This is a genomic window from Mycolicibacterium wolinskyi, assembly GCF_002101965.1.
Lineage (GTDB): Bacteria > Actinomycetota > Actinomycetes > Mycobacteriales > Mycobacteriaceae > Mycobacterium > Mycobacterium wolinskyi.
This window is the reverse complement of the sequence record NZ_LQQA01000010.1, coordinates 20,172-35,996: the sequence shown is the minus strand read 5'-3', so window position 1 is coordinate 35,996 and position 15,825 is coordinate 20,172. Positions and strand designations below refer to the sequence as shown.

15 protein-coding genes are annotated in these 15,825 nt (G+C 67.5%); 9 read left to right on the top strand and 6 right to left on the bottom strand.

What is annotated here, in order from left to right; genetic code table 11:
• Positions 1–3 precede the first annotated feature (3 nt).
• Positions 4–516 carry a DoxX family protein gene (locus AWC31_RS08905; RefSeq protein ID WP_085143922.1) on the top strand — a complete coding sequence of 171 codons (513 nt, stop codon included), beginning with the start codon at positions 4–6 and terminating at the stop codon, positions 514–516.
• A 73-nt stretch (positions 517–589) separates the two neighbouring features.
• On the opposite strand, the gene AWC31_RS08900 is transcribed toward AWC31_RS08905, so the two are convergent.
• From AWC31_RS08900 to AWC31_RS08890, 3 genes are read right to left on the bottom strand one after another with little or no spacing between them, the layout of a single operon-like run.
• On the bottom strand, positions 590–2,077 hold the full coding sequence (locus tag AWC31_RS08900; protein WP_207626328.1) for a class I SAM-dependent methyltransferase: 1,488 nt from the start codon (positions 2,075–2,077) through the stop codon (positions 590–592).
• 23 nt (positions 2,078–2,100) lie between these two features.
• Entirely contained in the window at positions 2,101–2,994 is an 894-nt protein-coding gene (locus AWC31_RS08895; RefSeq protein WP_067850588.1) for an NAD(+)/NADH kinase, read from the bottom strand.
• Positions 2,991–3,986 (bottom strand): SPFH domain-containing protein, encoded by a 996-nt coding sequence (locus tag AWC31_RS08890; protein WP_085143920.1) that lies wholly within the window; start codon positions 3,984–3,986, stop codon positions 2,991–2,993. Before AWC31_RS08890 ends, AWC31_RS08895 begins: the two co-directional genes overlap by 4 nt.
• A gap of 81 nt (positions 3,987–4,067) precedes the next feature.
• Here AWC31_RS08890 and AWC31_RS08885 point away from each other — a divergent pair, with 81 nt between their 5' ends.
• Genes AWC31_RS08885 through AWC31_RS08875 form a run of 3 tightly spaced genes read left to right on the top strand, consistent with a single transcriptional unit; the run spans position 4,068 to position 6,916 of the window.
• Positions 4,068–4,790, top strand: coding sequence for an NUDIX hydrolase (locus tag AWC31_RS08885; RefSeq protein ID WP_085143918.1), 723 nt, complete (start codon positions 4,068–4,070; stop codon positions 4,788–4,790).
• 22 nt (positions 4,791–4,812) lie between these two features.
• Positions 4,813–6,549, top strand: a complete 1,737-nt coding sequence (locus AWC31_RS08880; RefSeq protein WP_085143916.1) for a DUF3556 domain-containing protein — start codon at positions 4,813–4,815, stop codon at positions 6,547–6,549.
• Positions 6,530–6,916, top strand: a complete 387-nt coding sequence (locus AWC31_RS08875; RefSeq protein ID WP_085143915.1) for a hypothetical protein — start codon at positions 6,530–6,532, stop codon at positions 6,914–6,916. The genes AWC31_RS08880 and AWC31_RS08875 overlap by 20 nt, the downstream gene beginning before the upstream one ends.
• Before the next feature lie 66 nt (positions 6,917–6,982).
• Here AWC31_RS08875 and AWC31_RS08870 read toward each other — a convergent pair whose 3' ends face one another.
• The gene (locus tag AWC31_RS08870; RefSeq protein WP_067850598.1) at positions 6,983–7,774 is read right to left on the bottom strand and encodes a FadR/GntR family transcriptional regulator; all 792 of its coding nucleotides are present in this window, start codon (positions 7,772–7,774) and stop codon (positions 6,983–6,985) included.
• A gap of 258 nt (positions 7,775–8,032) precedes the next feature.
• Here AWC31_RS08870 and AWC31_RS08865 point away from each other — a divergent pair, with 258 nt between their 5' ends.
• The 4 genes from AWC31_RS08865 to AWC31_RS08850 all read left to right on the top strand — a co-directional run bounded on the left by AWC31_RS08865 (position 8,033) and on the right by AWC31_RS08850 (position 12,510).
• Positions 8,033–9,325, top strand: a complete 1,293-nt coding sequence (locus AWC31_RS08865) for an acetyl-CoA hydrolase/transferase family protein (RefSeq protein ID WP_085144290.1) — start codon at positions 8,033–8,035, stop codon at positions 9,323–9,325.
• 101 nt (positions 9,326–9,426) lie between these two features.
• Positions 9,427–10,572 (top strand): thiolase family protein, encoded by a 1,146-nt coding sequence (locus AWC31_RS08860; protein WP_067850603.1) that lies wholly within the window; start codon positions 9,427–9,429, stop codon positions 10,570–10,572.
• Positions 10,569–11,363 (top strand): crotonase/enoyl-CoA hydratase family protein, encoded by a 795-nt coding sequence (locus tag AWC31_RS08855; protein ID WP_085143913.1) that lies wholly within the window; start codon positions 10,569–10,571, stop codon positions 11,361–11,363. Before AWC31_RS08860 ends, AWC31_RS08855 begins: the two co-directional genes overlap by 4 nt.
• 4 nt (positions 11,364–11,367) lie before the next feature.
• Positions 11,368–12,510: an acyl-CoA dehydrogenase family protein gene (locus AWC31_RS08850; RefSeq protein ID WP_085143911.1), complete on the top strand. Its 1,143-nt coding sequence runs from the start codon at positions 11,368–11,370 to the stop codon at positions 12,508–12,510.
• Between the two features lie 113 nt (positions 12,511–12,623).
• On the opposite strand, the gene AWC31_RS08845 is transcribed toward AWC31_RS08850, so the two are convergent.
• The gene (locus AWC31_RS08845) at positions 12,624–13,352 is read right to left on the bottom strand and encodes a fasciclin domain-containing protein (protein ID WP_067850608.1); all 729 of its coding nucleotides are present in this window, start codon (positions 13,350–13,352) and stop codon (positions 12,624–12,626) included.
• Between the two features lie 143 nt (positions 13,353–13,495).
• Positions 13,496–14,782, bottom strand: a complete 1,287-nt coding sequence (locus AWC31_RS08840; RefSeq protein WP_067850611.1) for an MFS transporter — start codon at positions 14,780–14,782, stop codon at positions 13,496–13,498.
• An 82-nt stretch (positions 14,783–14,864) separates the two neighbouring features.
• On the opposite strand from AWC31_RS08840, the gene AWC31_RS08835 reads away from it, so the two are divergent.
• The gene (locus AWC31_RS08835) at positions 14,865–15,821 is read left to right on the top strand and encodes a GlxA family transcriptional regulator (RefSeq protein ID WP_085143909.1); all 957 of its coding nucleotides are present in this window, start codon (positions 14,865–14,867) and stop codon (positions 15,819–15,821) included.
• The last annotated feature ends 4 nt before the right edge of the window (positions 15,822–15,825 follow it).

The window sequence follows — 15,825 nt, the reverse complement described above, 5'->3', positions numbered from 1 at the left end:
TACATGGCTGCTGATGCTGCGATCCTGATTCTGCGGGTGGTCCTGGGGCTGACCATGGCCGCACACGGCTACAACAAGTTCTTCGGCGGTGGGCGGATCCCCGGCACCGCAGGCTGGTTCGAGAGCATCGGCATGAAGCCGGGCATGTTCCATGCCCGGGTGGCCGCCACCACCGAGATCACGGCTGGTCTGGGCCTGGCGCTCGGCCTGCTGACGCCCGTGCCCGCGGCGGGGTTCGTCGCGCTCATGCTGGTGGCGGCGTGGACCGTGCACCGGGCCAACGGCTTCTTCATCGTCAAGGAAGGCTGGGAGTACAACCTGATCCTGGCGGTCGCCGCGGTCGCGATCGCGGGCACCGGTGCGGGGCGCTACAGCCTGGATTACGTGTTGTTCTCGGGCACCGGCTTCTACGACTATCTGCAGGGCTGGTGGGGCCTGGCGATCGCGGTGGTGCTGGGCCTGGCCGGCGGCATCGGCCAGTTGGCGATCTTCTTCCGCCCGCCGGTCAAGTCCTGACGCTCGGGTTCGCCGAGACTGCGGTTTCTGACGAATTACGGGCGGTTTCCGTCATAAACCGTAGTCTCGCCGGCTAGTGAAGTGCGGTGGCCGCGAGCAAGACATGCGTGGCCGGCCAGTCCAGCCGGTTGCCGTCGTCGTCGCACAGTGCGGCGGCCGGATCGAAGACGTTTTGCACGAGCCAGTCGTTGCGCCACGCACCCGAGCGCGGGTCGACATGCAATCCCACCTCGCCGGCCAACGCCACCCAGTCCGCCCACGACAGTGCGCAGAACTGCTCGTGGGTCTCCGACAGCCAGTTGTCGACGTAGGAGAACCGCGTCAGGAACTCCATCGCATCGGCGAGGCGCAGCGCCACGGTGCGGTCGTCGATGACGTCGTAGTCGAACGGCACACCGGCGTTGCGCCGGAAGTCATTGGCGAACTGCTCGAATCGGGCGGCCGGTGACAGCGGGGTCAGATAACCGGGCACATCGTCGAACGTTGTCAGATCGACCGCGGCGTGATCGAGGCCGGGTTCGTGAAAGACCAAGCGCACCGGTCGATCCGGATCGTCCGGACCGCACACGTCGGAGTTGATCCACACCCCGCCGGGGGCGGTGTGCTTGGCGATGGTCTCGGCGAATGTGCGCAGCGACGCCATCCCGTCGCCGTAGCTGTAGATCTCGTGCGTCAGCGCGAACGTGAGCGTGGTGTCGATGCTGGCGTCGCCGAAGACCGGGCCGGCCAAGATATTGCGTTGGTAGAAAAAGGTGTTCGGATTGGCGAAGACGCCCTGAGATTTGCGGTGCTGGCACTCCTCGAACAGGTGCCGCGCGACCTCGATGCCGTACAGATCGGATTCGCGTAACTCGGCGTCGGCCGCGATGAGTTCGAGCATGCCGCCTGCCGCGCAGCCGATGTCGACGATCCGGCCCGCCCGCACGTAGGGCCGGGCCTGCGCCCACTTGCGTTCGGCCGCCGCGTCGAATGCCGCGCTGTAGGAACGGTAGTCGCGGGTCTCGGTCAGCGAGCCCTCTGAACTGACGATCGGGTCCGCACTGATCGCGGCGATGTGGTCGGCCAGGCCATAACGGTCGAACACGTCCAACGTGGCGGGATGGGCCTCGTCGCGCCACGCGCCGCCGGTCGCGACCCGCTCCAGAAGCTGCCACGGATACGGCGGGCTGTCGGGATGATCGCGCTCCACCGGAGCGATCGGAAAGCCCAGCCGCGCATACAGATCGGCGACCGCCGGCGTGGAGCAGGCCACCACGGTGTCGGTCGGGTCGGGTTCGATCCCGGTCGCGTGGGCGATGGCCTTGAGCGTGATCTCGGCGAACCGGTCGTCGGGCGCGACGTCGACGATCGGTACGACGAGCGAGCGGATGCCCTCGATGTGGGAGAACAGTTCGATCGCGGCTTCGCGGCGGTTCGCCGGCACCGGATTGCGGCGGGTGTTCTGGTGATTGGCACTGGTGACGGCCCAGATCACGGTCGCGTCTGGCGCGAGCTCGGCCAGGTACCGAGCCTGGAACCGGGTCAGGACATGATGACGGCCGGGGAACACGACGTAGCGCACCGGCCCATCGTGCCTTGTGACGATCAGGAGTGCACGAGCCGCAGCCGCTGCTCGGCCACGCGCACCGAAACCCGTTGGCCCCACGACAGCGTGAGCGTGTCGGATTCGATTCCGTCTCCGAACGCCACCAACCGGTCCGATTCCACGTCGACCGTCAGTTCGGCGGCGATGAGTTCGCCTTCGACCAGCCCCGTGCCCGTCGCCGGAGAGGGCCAGGCCTCGCGGACGAACCACGCCAGCCGGGGCTCGGCGGGCTGCGGCAGGACGACGTCGCTGCGCCTGGCCTGCCACACCGAGCGGCACCACCCGGTGGCGCCGGTGCCCGTGGAGACGATCAGCCCCGACGACGCCTGTCGCTCGGCCCGGCCGTCGGGCAACCCGAGCCGGTAGCGCGCGGTCTGATGGCTCGCGTGGCCGACGAAGATCTCGTTGACCGCGAGCAGACGCTGACCGTCGTCGGTGGCGGCTTGCACCATGGTGCGCAGTTCGACGTTCGCGCCCTCGTGCACCGCGGCCCGCATCAGCGGGCCGGCGGACTCCGGCGTGTGCGGCACCAGAACCCCGGCGTTGCGGTCCGGCTCGGGGTTGACGCCGATGACGGGCTGGCCGTCGAGGTACTTCGCGACGTTGGCCACCAGGCCGTCCTGCCCGACGACGACCACGATGTCGCCGGGCTCGAACAGGAACCGCGAGAGATCCGCGCGCTCGACCCGGCCACGTCGCCAGTCCGCCGGGATGGCGGCGGCGACGGTGGCCAGAGCCGATTGATTGCGGCTGTGCCGTGTTTCGAGTTCGTCGATGCTGCGGCCGCGGGTGGACAGGAAGAACGCGGCCTGGCCGTGCGTTCCGTGCCGGGCGAGGGCATCGTCGAGTTCGGTGCGGCGGTGCACGAGCACCACGCGCGGCGGCAGCGTCATGACGCACCGAGCCGGGTCAGAACCGGTGCCAGCAGATCCGGCGTCAGCACCAGGTGCTCGATCTTGGGCAGATTGGCGGCCAGTTCTTTGACCGCCAGACCCAGCATCGTGGCATCGCTGAGATCGCGGTACGCCGCGAGCCGGGCCGTCTCCGCCGCCGCTTCCGCCTCGCCCACCAGCCGGGCGGCTTGTGCCTTGGCTTCGGCCAGGGCCACCTCGCGCTTGGCTTTCGCCTCGGTGGCGATCGCGTCGGAGGCCCACGCCTCCTGCGTCTTGAGCCGGTCGTTGGCGCCGTTCTGCGCGACGAGTTCCTCCTCGCGGCGGGCCAGCTCGATCTTGGTCTGCAGCTCGTTCTCGCCGATGGCGCGTTCTCGTTCCACCGCCAGCGCGCGCCGCTCGAACGTGGCCTTGTCGGCCTCTTGCTGCACCTGCTCCCGCGTCGGGGTCTGGAGCGCGCGTTCGACCTCGGGCTCCGGGCGGATCGCCACGACCCGAACCCCGATCACCGTGATACCGGTCTCGGCGAGCCGGGTGTCGGCGGCCAGCCCGTCGACCATGCGCTTGCGCACCGCGCTGATGCCGTCGACCAGCGCCGAAGTCAGCGTCGTCCGGGCCAGCAGATCCAGGCCGTGCTGCTGCGCGGATTCCGTCAGCAACCCGGCCACCTGTTCCAGCGGAGCCGCTCGCCAGGCACCCGTCTCGGTGTCGATCGAGAAGTCGATGCGCTGGGCGGCCAGCGTGGGATCGACGATGCGGTAGGTGACGGTCGCCTGTACCGCGACATCTTGGAAATCGGCAGTCCTGGCATGGAACAGCACGGGCAATTCCCGGTCGTCCATAGGGATTTCGGACATCGCCGCGGTGAGCGGGCGGAACCAGAACGCCAGGCCCGGCCCGTCCTGCACGAGCTTGCCGCGCCGCAGTGCCCGAATGTGGGCGGTCGGTTCCACGCGCAGGTGACGTACGAGCGGATAGCGGGTGATTACGGCCATTGTGGCCACCTCCTTATTTTCGTCAGATTGACGATAAGCCTGTGTCTGGCTTTTCGTCAACATGACGATTAGCGTGGCTGTGTGTCGTACGACCCGGGGAGCTATCCGTCCGTCGCCGTCACCGTCGACCTGGTGGCGCTGACGATCCGCGATGACGAGTTGTGTGCGCTCGTCATCCGGCGAGGGGAGGCGCCCTACGCGGGCCGATGGGCATTGCCGGGCGGGTTCGTCCGGCCGGACGAAGATCTGGACCAGGCCGCGACGCGCGAACTCGTCGAGGAGACCGGCCTGGCCGCCGAGCGCCTGCATCTCGAGCAACTGGCGAGCTACGGTGCACCGCAACGCGATCCACGTATGCGGGTGATCACGGTGGCCTATCTCGGGCTTGCGCCCGACCTGCCGCTGCCCACCGCGGGTGGTGACGCCGCCGGTGCGCGGTGGGCGCCGGTGGCCGAACTGTCGCCCGGGCGGCTGGCGTTCGACCACGATCGAATCCTGGCCGACGGCATCGAGCGGGCCCGCGCCAAGATCGAATACACGCCGCTGGCGACGACCTTCTGCCCCGACGAATTCACCGTCGCCGAACTACGCCGCGTCTACGAGATCGTCTGGGGCACAACACTGGACAGCCGGAACTTTCACCGCAAGGTCACCGGGGCCGACGGATTCCTGGTGCCGACCGGCCACACCACCACCCGCGACGGCGGCCGCCCGGCCCAGCTCTACCGGCGTGGCGGCCTGCGATTGCTGCATCCGCCGATGATGCGCGCGGCCGACATGCCAGAACGACTTCCCCGAGACTAGAACACGTTCTAATCTGGCCGGCATGGGGTTTCTCAAGCAGGACGCGCCCGTCGTCGATTTCGAGGAGTGGAGCAAGGGCACGCGCGCCGAGAAGATCCGTCCGATGGCCCGACACTGGGCCGAGGTCGGCTTCGGCACACCCGTGGTGCTGCACCTGTTCTATGTCGTCAAGATCCTGGGCTACATCCTCGCGGCGTGGCTCGTGGTCCTGACGACGGACGGCATCGACGGATTCACCGACGTCGCGCAGTGGTACACCGAGCCGATCGTCTTCCAGAAGGTCGTGCTGTTCACGATGCTCTTCGAGGTCGTCGGGCTGGGCTGTGGCTTCGGGCCGCTCAACAACCGCTTCTTCCCGCCGATGGGCTCGATCCTGTACTGGCTGCGACCGGGAACCATCCGGCTGCCGCCGTGGCCCGACCGGGTTCCGCTGACCAAGGGAGATACGCGCACCCCGTTCGACGCCGCGCTGTACGCGGCGCTGCTGGTGGTTTTGGTGATCGCCATCTTCTCCGACGGCACCGGCCCCATCCCCGAACTCGGCTCCGAAGTCGGCGTGCTGCCGATGTGGCAGATCTGGGCGGTGCTCGGCCTGCTCGCCGTGCTCGGTCTGCGGGACAAGGTGATCTTCCTGGCGGCCCGCGGTGAGGTGTACGGGTCGTTCACCGTGGCGTTCCTGTTCGCGGGCGTGGACATGATCATCGCCGCCAAGCTCGTGTGCCTGGTCATCTGGATCGGTGCGGCGACCTCCAAGCTCAACAAGCACTTCCCGTTCGTCATCTCGACGATGATGAGCAACAACCCGGTGTTCCGGCCCCGCTGGATCAAGCGGAAGTTCTTCGAGCACTTCCCCGACGACCTGCGGCCGGGGCGGGCATCGCGGTTCCTGGCGCACTTCTCGACCGTGATCGAAGGGCTCGTGCCGCTCGTCCTGTTCTTCTCCCACGGCGGCTGGGCGACCGCGATCGCCGCGTTTGTCATGCTGTGCTTCCACTTCGGGATCCTGTCGTCGATCCCGATGGGTGTGCCGCTGGAGTGGAACGTCTTCATGATGTTCTCGGTGCTGACGTTGTTCGTCGGCCACGCCGGCACCGGGCTCGGCGACCTGCAGAGCCCCTGGCCCATCGTCTTGTTCGTGGTGGTCGCGGGCACCGTGGCGATCGGAAACCTGTTCCCGCGCAAGGTTTCCTTCCTGCCTGGGATGCGGTACTACGCCGGCAACTGGGACACCTCACTGTGGTGCGTCAAGCCGTCGGCCGCCGAGAAGATCGAGAACGGGATCGTCGCGATCGCCAGCATGCCGGCGGCCCAGATGGAGCGGTACTACGGCAGCCCGGAGACCGCGCAGATGTACCTGTACATGGGATATGCGTTCCGCTCCTTCAACACTCACGGCCGCGCCCTGTTCACCCTCGCGCACCGGGCAATGGCGGGCCAGAACGAGGACGACTACACGCTCACGGACGGCGAACGCATCGTGTCCACCGCGATCGGCTGGAATTTCGGCGACGGCCACATGAGCAACGAGCAACTCGTGGCGGCGCTACAGAAGCGGTGCGGATTCGAGCCGGGGGAGGTGCGGATCGTGATGCTCGACGCCCAGCCGATCCATCGCCAGACCCAGCAGTACCGGCTCGTCGACGCCGCGACCGGCGAATTCGAGCGCGGCTACGTCAACGTCGCCGATATGGTCACGCGGCAGCCCTGGGACGACACTGTGCCCGTGCACGTCGAACGAGATGACCACGCCACCACCTGACCCGGTCGCGGTGTGGATCGACGAGTCCGGGCGGCTGACAAGCGATCTGGGCAGTGTCGACACCCGTTGCACGGCCACCATCCGCGCGGGCCACTGCCCGCAACGGCGGCAGTGCGTGCTCCTCCATCGCGCGCCAGGGCCTCGGCTGCTGTTCGGTGAGCTGATGTCCGACCTCGACGACGAGGCCGGAATCTACCTGGAAACACACGCCAAACACCTTGCGGCCGACCTTGTCTCGATCACCGTCGATCACGTCGGTCCGGACGGGCCGCCGGGCAGCTGGCGCTACCGGCTACTGCCGATGCGCTGGAAGACCGCCGACGGCTGGCGCGACACCGACGCACGGCTCGCGGTGTGGCCGGACTAACCCATCTGGTCGGGGCTGATCCGCAAGCTACTCAGCCCATCTGGTCGGGGCTGATCCGCAAGCTACTCAGCCCATCACATCCCGCACCTTCACCGTCTCAATCCCCTGCAACAGCAGATCGCGAGCGGTGTCGAGGTGCTTGCGCCAATGCGCTTCGGCGGCGTCGCCGTCGCCGGAGCGCACGATCTGGATGAGCTTGCGGTAGGACCGCATGAGCTTCTCGTAGTCCGCCTTGGACACCGGGCGTCGTTCCTTGAACAGAAACGCGGTGTGACGCACGGTGATCTCGTACAGCATGCCGGCGATGATGCCGAGGGTGGCGTTGCCCGACAATTCGACGACGCGGCGGTGAAAATCGCCGGTGGTCTCGGCCAGCCGATCGGACTGCCAGTCGGCCGGGATGTGTTCCTCCAACATCCGGTCGAGCTCGGCGAACGCCTCTTCGGTGCCGTTCTCGGCCAGCAGCCGGGCGGCCATCGGCTCGATCGCCGCGCGGGCCACCATGAGGTCGGCGATGTCGGCGCCCGACAGCTCGAGCAGCAAGCCGGCCGGGCGGGCGACGATCTCCGGGCCGGGTACCCGAACGCGGGCGCCCGTGCGCGAGCCGCGTCGGACCTCGACCAGACGCTCGGACTCGAGCACGCGCACGGCCTCACGCAGGGTCGGGCGGCTCACGCCGAAGTGGCTCATCAGCTCGGCTTCGTTCGGCAGGAAGTCGCCGTCCTTGAGCTGTCCTTCGACGACCATGCGCCGTAAGGTGCCCGCGACGAGTTCGGCGGTCTTGGGTGACCGGACGGCGGCCCGGGACGCGACAGCGTCCGGCCCGATCATGGGGGCCAAGGGTGTACTGCGAGCCACTGCACCTCCTTGTCGGTCGTCTTCGCTGCAGCTCAGCTGTGCAACTCAGTAAACCATGTGCGGCGGGTGCGGCTGGATGGAACGGTATGGCCGGGCGGAAACCGGCAGGCGCTCGAGGCGTTGCCGGCGGCGGCCACCCTTGCTGGCCACAGTACGTTGCTGGGCTGCAGCGGCGCGTGCGTAACAGCAACGCCAACGGCGGAGAAACTACTCCGCAAATTCGCTCACGTCGCATGTGGGCATGGCAGGGTGTCGGCCATGCCACAGGAGTTGACCCCCGAAGAGGCCGCCATGCGGCTGGAGTCCACCGACACGCTGGGCATACCGCTCGGCCCCGGTCAACCGCCCGCCTTCCTGCGCGCGCTCGGAGCGCGCACGGATTGGACGGACTTGCGGGTCTACGGCGCGTTGCTGACGGTGGGCACAGAGCTGTTCTCGCGCAAGGGTGTTCACTATCTGTCCGGTTTCTATGGCCCGCTGGAGCGGGCACTGTGCGACAGCGGTGCCGACATCGAGTTCACCCCAGCGGATTTCCGTCGTTTCGGTCCGTTGTTGCAGCGGCGGTCGCCGCGGGTCATGACGACGGTGGCCACGCCGCCCGATGCCGACGGGTGGTGCTCGTTGTCGCTGCACGCCGGCGGCACGGTCGACGAATTGCGCCGTGCCGGAGCCGATCCCGAGCGGATGCTGGTCGTCGAGGTGTCCGACGGCTACCCGAGGACTTACGGATTCGGTGAGCAGTACCGCCATGCGCTGCACGTCGACGAGATCGACGTCTTGGTGTGCTCGACCGACGCGCCGCTGGCCCTGCCCGGACCCCCGCCGACCGATGACGACAAGGCCATCGCGCGCCACGCCGTCGGGTTCATCCACTCCGGTGCCACCCTGCAGACGGGTATCGGCTCGATTCCGAGCCAGATCGCCACGCTTCTGGCCGAAGGCGACGGCGGCGACTACGGGCTGCACAGCGAGATGTTCACCGACGGATGCATGCAGCTGCACCGCGCGGGCAAGGTCAGCAACTCCGCGAAGGGGCAGTACGACGGCGTGAGCGTCACGACCTTCGCGTTGGGTTCGCCGGAGCTCTACGAATGGCTCGACGGCAACAAGTCCGTCGCGTTTCTGCCCGTGGAGATCGTGAACTCTCCGGAGGTGATCGGCGCCAACCACAACATGATGTCGATCAACGGTGCGCTCGCGGTGGACATCCAGGGCCAGGTGGTGGCGGACACGATCGACGGCAAGCAGTTCAGCGGTATCGGTGGCGCCGAGGACTTCGTCGCGGGCACCGGACTCGAGCTGTCGGATCGGTCGCTGATCTGCCTGCCGTCGACGTTCTCCAAGGACGGCGCCCTGCGCTCGCGGATCGTGCCGCAGTTCGGGCCGGGGGCGGTCATCACGACGCCTCGCCACCACGTCGACGTCATCGTCACCGAGTACGGCGCCGCCGAGCTGGAAGGCCTGTCGGTGCGGGAGCGCGGACATGCGCTGGCGGCAATCGCGCATCCCGATTTCCGCGACGAACTCGCCGCGGCGGCGGACGGCGAGTAGGCGCACATTCCGCGAGCTCAAGCTCTACCAACCAGTAGGTTGACCTAGTAAACCATGTTCGTTTACGTTGGGCGTGAAGCCGATCCAATGAAGGAGAAGTCATGGCTGAAGCTGTCATCGTCGAGGCCGTCCGATCACCCGTTGGCAAGCGCAATGGCGGCTTGTCGGGTGTCCACCCCGCCGAGCTCTCCGCGCAGGTGCTCAATGGTCTGGTGAGCCGAGCCGGGGTCGATCCGGCGCTCGTCGACGACGTCATCTGGGGTTGCGTGATGCAGGCCGGCGAGCAGGCGCTCGACATCGGCCGCACCGCGGTGCTGACCGCCGGGTGGCCCGAGTCCGTCCCCGGCGTGACCGTCGACCGCCAGTGCGGATCGAGCCAGCAGTCGGTGCACTTCGCCGCGGCAGGTGTGGTCGCGGGCCACTACGACATCGTGGTCGCCGGTGGCGTCGAGTCGATGTCGCGCACCCCGATGGGCGCGTCGCTCGCCAACGGCGGGCATCCCTACCCCGAAGCGTTCCAGGGCCGCTACAGCCAGACCCCGAACCAGGGCATCGGTGCCGAGATGATCGCCGAGCAGTGGGGCTTCGACCGTGCCACGCTCGACCAGTTCTCCCTCGACTCGCACGAAAAGGCCGCCGCGGCACAGGATTCCGGCGCATTCGATGACCAGATCGTGGCGATCAAGGACCAGGACGGCAATCCCGTGCTGAAGGACGAGGGCATCCGCCGCGGCACGACGCTGGAGAAGATGGGCCAGCTCAAGCCGGCGTTCAAGGAGGACGGCGTGATTCACGCCGGTAACTCCAGCCAGATCTCCGACGGCTCGGCCGCGCTGCTGTTCATGTCGGCCGAGAAGGCCAAGGAACTCGGCCTCAAGCCGCTGGCCCGCGTGCACACCGCGGTCCTGGCAGGCGCCGACCCGGTGATCATGCTGACCGCGCCGATCCCGGCGACGCAGAAGGCACTCAAGAAGTCGGGGCTGAGCATCGATCAAATCGGCGCCTTCGAGGTCAACGAGGCGTTCGCGCCCGTTCCGATGGCCTGGCTCAAGGACATCGGTGCCGACGAGAAGAAGCTCAACCCCAACGGCGGTGCGATCGCCCTGGGCCACCCGCTCGGCGGATCCGGTGCGCGCATCATGACCACGCTGCTGTACCACATGCGCGACAACGGAATTCAGTACGGCCTGCAGACCATGTGTGAGGGTGGCGGCCAGGCCAACGCGACCATCCTGGAGTTGTTGTGACCGAATCTCAGCCCGGCGCCATCGTCGAGCGCAATGGCAACGTCCTCATCATCACGATCAACCGGCCCGAGGCACGCAACGCCGTCAATTCGTCGGTGAGCATCGCCGTCGGCGACGCGCTGGCGGACGCTCAGAACGATCCCGAGGTGCGCGCGGTGATCCTCACCGGTGCGGGCGACAAGTCGTTCTGCGCGGGTGCCGATCTCAAGGCCATTTCCCGTGGTGAGAACCTCTTCCACCCCGACCACCCGGAGTACGGATTCGCCGGCTACGTCAGCCATTTCATCGACAAACCGACGATTGCCGCGGTGAACGGCACCGCACTGGGCGGTGGCACCGAGCTGGCCCTGGCCAGCGACCTCGTGGTGGCCGAGGAACGCGCGAAATTCGGCCTGCCGGAGGTCAAACGGGGATTGATCGCGGGTGCGGGCGGGGTGTTCCGCATCGCCGAACAACTGCCCCGCAAGGTCGCGATGGAGTTGCTGTTCACCGGTGAGCCGATCACCGCTGCCGACGCATTGCGGTGGGGCCTGATCAACCAGGTGGTGCCCGACGGCACCGTACTGGACGCGGCACTCAAACTGGCCGAACGGATCACGGGCAACGCACCGCTGGCCGTCCAGGCCAGCAAGCGCGTCGCATACGGCGCCGAAGACGGCGGCGTGCCCGGCGATCAGCCCGGCTGGAAGCGCACCAACCGCGAGTTCGCGACCCTGCTGCAGACCGAAGATGCCAAAGAAGGACCGTTGGCGTTCGCCGAGAAGCGTCAGCCTGTTTGGAAGGCGAAGTGACACCGTGAAGCGACAGATCTACACCGCCGAACACGAGGCGTTCCGCGAGACCGTCAAGGAATACATCGAGCGCGAGCTCGTCCCGCACTCCGAGAAGTGGGAAGCCGAGCGCATCGTCGACCGGTCCGCCTACACCGCCGCAGGCAAGTACGGCGTGATCGGTTTCAACATGCCCGAGGAGTTCGGCGGCGGCGGCTCGGATGACTTCCGCTTCAACGCGATCATCGACGAGGAGATGGCGAAATCGGGCGTGCACGGCCCGGCGCTGAGCCTGCACAACGACGTCGTCGGCCCGTACTTCAAAGAACTGGCCAACGACGAGCAGAAGAAGCGGTGGCTGCCCGGCATCGCCAGCGGCGAGCTGATCATCGCGATCGCGATGACCGAGCCGGGCGCGGGCAGTGACCTGGCGGGCATCCGGACCTCGGCGGTGCGCGACGGTGACGACTGGATTGTCAACGGCTCCAAGACATTCATCTCCTCGGGCATCAACTGCGATCTGTGCGTCGTCGTCGCCCGCACCGATCCGGAAGCCGGGCACAAGGGATTCACGCTGCTGGTCGTCGAGCGCGGTATGGAGGGCTTCAGCCGCGGACGCAAGCTCGACAAGATGGGCCTGCACAGCCAGGACACCTCCGAGTTGCACTTCGAGAACGTGCGCGTGCCGAACGCCAACGTGCTCGGCAAGGAGGGCCGCGGCTTCTACCACCTGATGACCAACCTGCCCTCCGAGCGGCTCTCGATCGCCATCTCGGCCATCGCGGGCGCGCGGGCGGTATGGCAGGAGACGCTGCAATATGCCAAGGACCGCAAGGCTTTTGGTCAGCCGATCGGCAGCTTCCAGCACAACCGGTTCCTACTCGCCGAGATGGAGACCGAGCTTGAGGTCACCGAGACCTACATCGACCGCTGCCTGCAGGCCGTCGTCGACGGCGAGCTGACCGCGGTCGAGGCGGCCAAGGCCAAGTGGTGGGCGACCGAGGTGGCCAAGAAGGTCGTCGACAACTGCGTGCAGTTGCACGGCGGATACGGCTACATGATGGAGTACCGCGTCGCGCGGGCCTACGTCGACGGGCGCATCCAGACGATCTTCGGTGGCACCACCGAGATCATGAAGGAGATCATCGGCCGCGACCTGGGTTTATAGCCGGCTCGCCGGCGTGGCCTATAGCCGGCCCGCCGGCGCGGTCTTTAGCCGGCCCCAAACGCCCGAAAGCCCCCGAAACAGCGCGGTTTCGGGGGCTTTTCGCGTGCGAGAACTCAGCCGATGGGTGCGTCGGCCGCAGGCGTCGGCGCAGGCTCAGTCGTGGTGGTCGTGGTGGTCGTCGTCGTGCTGCTCGTGGTCGAGACACCCGGGGTGATCGGGGCGGGCGGGGAGTTGGGATCCAGCACCGTGTCGATCAGGTAGATGCGGGCGTTCTGGGCCTGGATGGGACCGCACACCAGCTTGGCGACGTCGTTGATCTTGATGTCGCCGCCCTTGCCGGTGACCTTGACCTCGGCACCCTGCTGTGTGGGCCGCTGACCCTTGACGTCGTCGGCGCCGAGCAGGCCGAGGAACGCGTGGTAGTAGTCGAGGCTCGTCAGCGCGGCGGGATCGGCCTTCAGCGCGTCGAGCTTGCCCGGCTCCATCGCCGCGAACGCCTCATTGGTGGGCGCGAAGATCACGTACGGGCCATTGTCGAGCACCGGCACGATGTTTACTGCCGGGTTCAACCCGCCGGAGATCGCGGCGTTGAACGTGCTGATCTCAGGGAGGCTGGCCAAGACCTGGCCGGCAGGCTGCTCCGACAGGTTCTTCCACTCGGGGTGTGCCGTCTTGAAGGCGTCACAACCCGAACCGTGCGGATCGGGAATCTCGACCACGGGTGCCGCCGTCGTGGTGGTGGGCTCCGCCGGTTCGGCGTAAGCGGTGATCGCCAAGGGCAGCGAAGTGGCAATCGCGGCGATCGCCGCGGCTACCCCCAAGGTCTTGGTGCGAGTGTTCATTGCTGGGTTCCTCCCGCTCATGCCGGCCTGTGTACGTCGGCTGCCGGTGACGCGCCATTTAGCCGGAACGCGAGCACCTGCAAGCACAAAATGCCTCGGCGTTCCCCGCGGCGCCGCATCGGATGTTAAAGGCAACGTTACGGTTACGGCAAAGCAGAGCTGTCGGCAGATACCGGTTCTGTGGCCTTGACCTGGGCTTTCCCAATACTGGCAGAGAATGCGGCTGCGACGAAGCACAGCCCCGCAGCCAAATAGAAGGCCATGTCGTAATTGCCGTTCAAATCGCGCAGCCAGCCGGCTCCGGCGGCGGCGATGGCGGCGCCGATCTGATGGGAGGCGAACACCCAGCCGAACACCACGGGTGTGCGGTCGCCGAAGTAGTGCCGGCACAGCACGATCGTCGGCGGCACGGTCGCGACCCAGTCCAGGCCGTAGAAGATCACGAACACCCACGTGCTCGGTTCGGCTTGGGGTGAGAGCAGCGACGGCAACAGCAGCAGCGACACACCCCGGCCCGCGTAATAGATGAGCAGCAGGAGCCTGGGGTCGACCCGGTCGGTCAGCCACCCCGAGAACACCGTTCCGACGACGTCGAGGATGCCGATCGTGGCCAGCAGGCCCGCGGCGACGGTGGTCGGCATGCCGTGGTCGTTGGCGGCCGGGATGAAATGGGTGGCGATCAGACCGTTGGTGGTCATGCCGCAGATCGCGAAGCTGGCCGCCAGAAGCCAGAACGCCGGCACCCTGGCGCCGATCCGCAGCCCGTCGAAGGCGGCCTTGAAACTGCTCGCCGGAACGGCCGGTGGTGGTCCGATCGCAGCTGAACCGTAGGGGGCGAGGCCTTTGTCGCTCGGATAGTTGCGCATGAACACCGCCACGAGCGGCACGACGGCCAGCGCGGCGGCCGCCACGATCAACGAGGCCCACCGCCAGCCGTGGCTCGTGGTCACCGCCGCGACGATCGGCAGGAAGATCAGCTGCCCCGTCGCGCTTGCCGCGGTGAGCACGCCGGTGACCAGGCCGCGGCGCTGTTCGAACCAGCGCGTCGCGATGGTCGCGACGAACCCCATCGAGATCGACCCGGTGCCGACGCCGACCAGCACGCCCCACAACACCACGAGTTGCCAGCTGGCGGTCATCGTGATGCTCAAGGCCGAGCCCGTCGCGATCATGAGCAACGACGCCGTCAGCACCGGCCGCACGCCGAAGCGGTCCATCAGCGCAGCCGCGAACGGCGCCGTCAGCCCGTACAACATCATGTTGACCGACATCGCGAGCCCGACCGTGCCGTGCGTCCAGCCGAACTCGTGGTGCAGCGGATTCATCATCACGCCGGGGATCGACCGGAAGCCGGCCGCTCCGAGGATCGCCACGAAACTCACCGTGGCCACGACCCACGCCCAGTGAATGCGGTTCAACGTCAGACTCACCCGATCACTGTCGCCGACCGCAGGCGGGTCCGGCCAGTGGCATAAATGACATCAATCGTCAAAAACATGCCAGAATGCGGGTGTGCATCGCGTCGTCGTCCTCCTGCTCGAACCGGTGATCGGTTTCGACGCGACCATCGCGCCGACGCTGTTCTCCAACGCCACCGATACCGACGGCGCACCGCTCTACGAAGTGGTGACGTGCGGGCTGGCGCCAGGCCCGGTCGCGACGACGAGCGGCTTCGCCATGGTCCCGGCTGCCGGCCCGGAGGCGTTGGCCACCGCCGACACCGTGGTGATCCCGGGCACGCGCTATCCGCGGGCCCGGTTCGAGGGGGTGCTCGGCGAGGACGTGGCGGCCGCGCTGAACACGATCCGGCCCGGTACGCGGCTGGTATCGATCTGCACCGGGGCCTTCGTGTTGGCCGCGGCCGGATGGCTCGACGGCAGGCCGGCCACCACCCACTGGCAGCACGCCGAAACCCTGCGCTCGATGCATCCGAAGGTGAGGCTCGACGAGAACGTGTTGTTCGTCGACGATGGCGACCTGCTGACGTCGGCGGGTCTGGCCGCCGGAATCGACTTGTGCCTGCACATCATTCGGTCTGACCACGGCGCCCAGGTCGCGAACACCGTTGCCCGCTATTGCGTGGTGCCGCCGTGGCGCGAGGGCGGTCAGGCTCAGTTCATCGACCGCCGGATGCCGGTCACCGATCAGGCGTCGACCGCGGCGACCCGGGAGTGGGCGCTGAACCATCTGCACGAGGACCTCACCGTGCAGCGGCTGGCCCGCCACGCGCACATGAGCGCCAGGACGTTCAGCCGCCGCTTTCAAGAGGAGACCGGCCAGGCGCCCGGGGCATGGATCCGCAACCGCCGCCTCGATCGGGCCAGGGAGTTGCTGGAATCCCACGACCTCGCGGTCGAGGAGGTGGCCCGGCTGTCCGGTCTTGGTACCGCGGGCAACCTGCGCCACCACCTGCGGCGCGGGCTCGGCATGTCACCGTCGAGCTACCGCAAGGTCTACCAGGGGGCGTGACCGC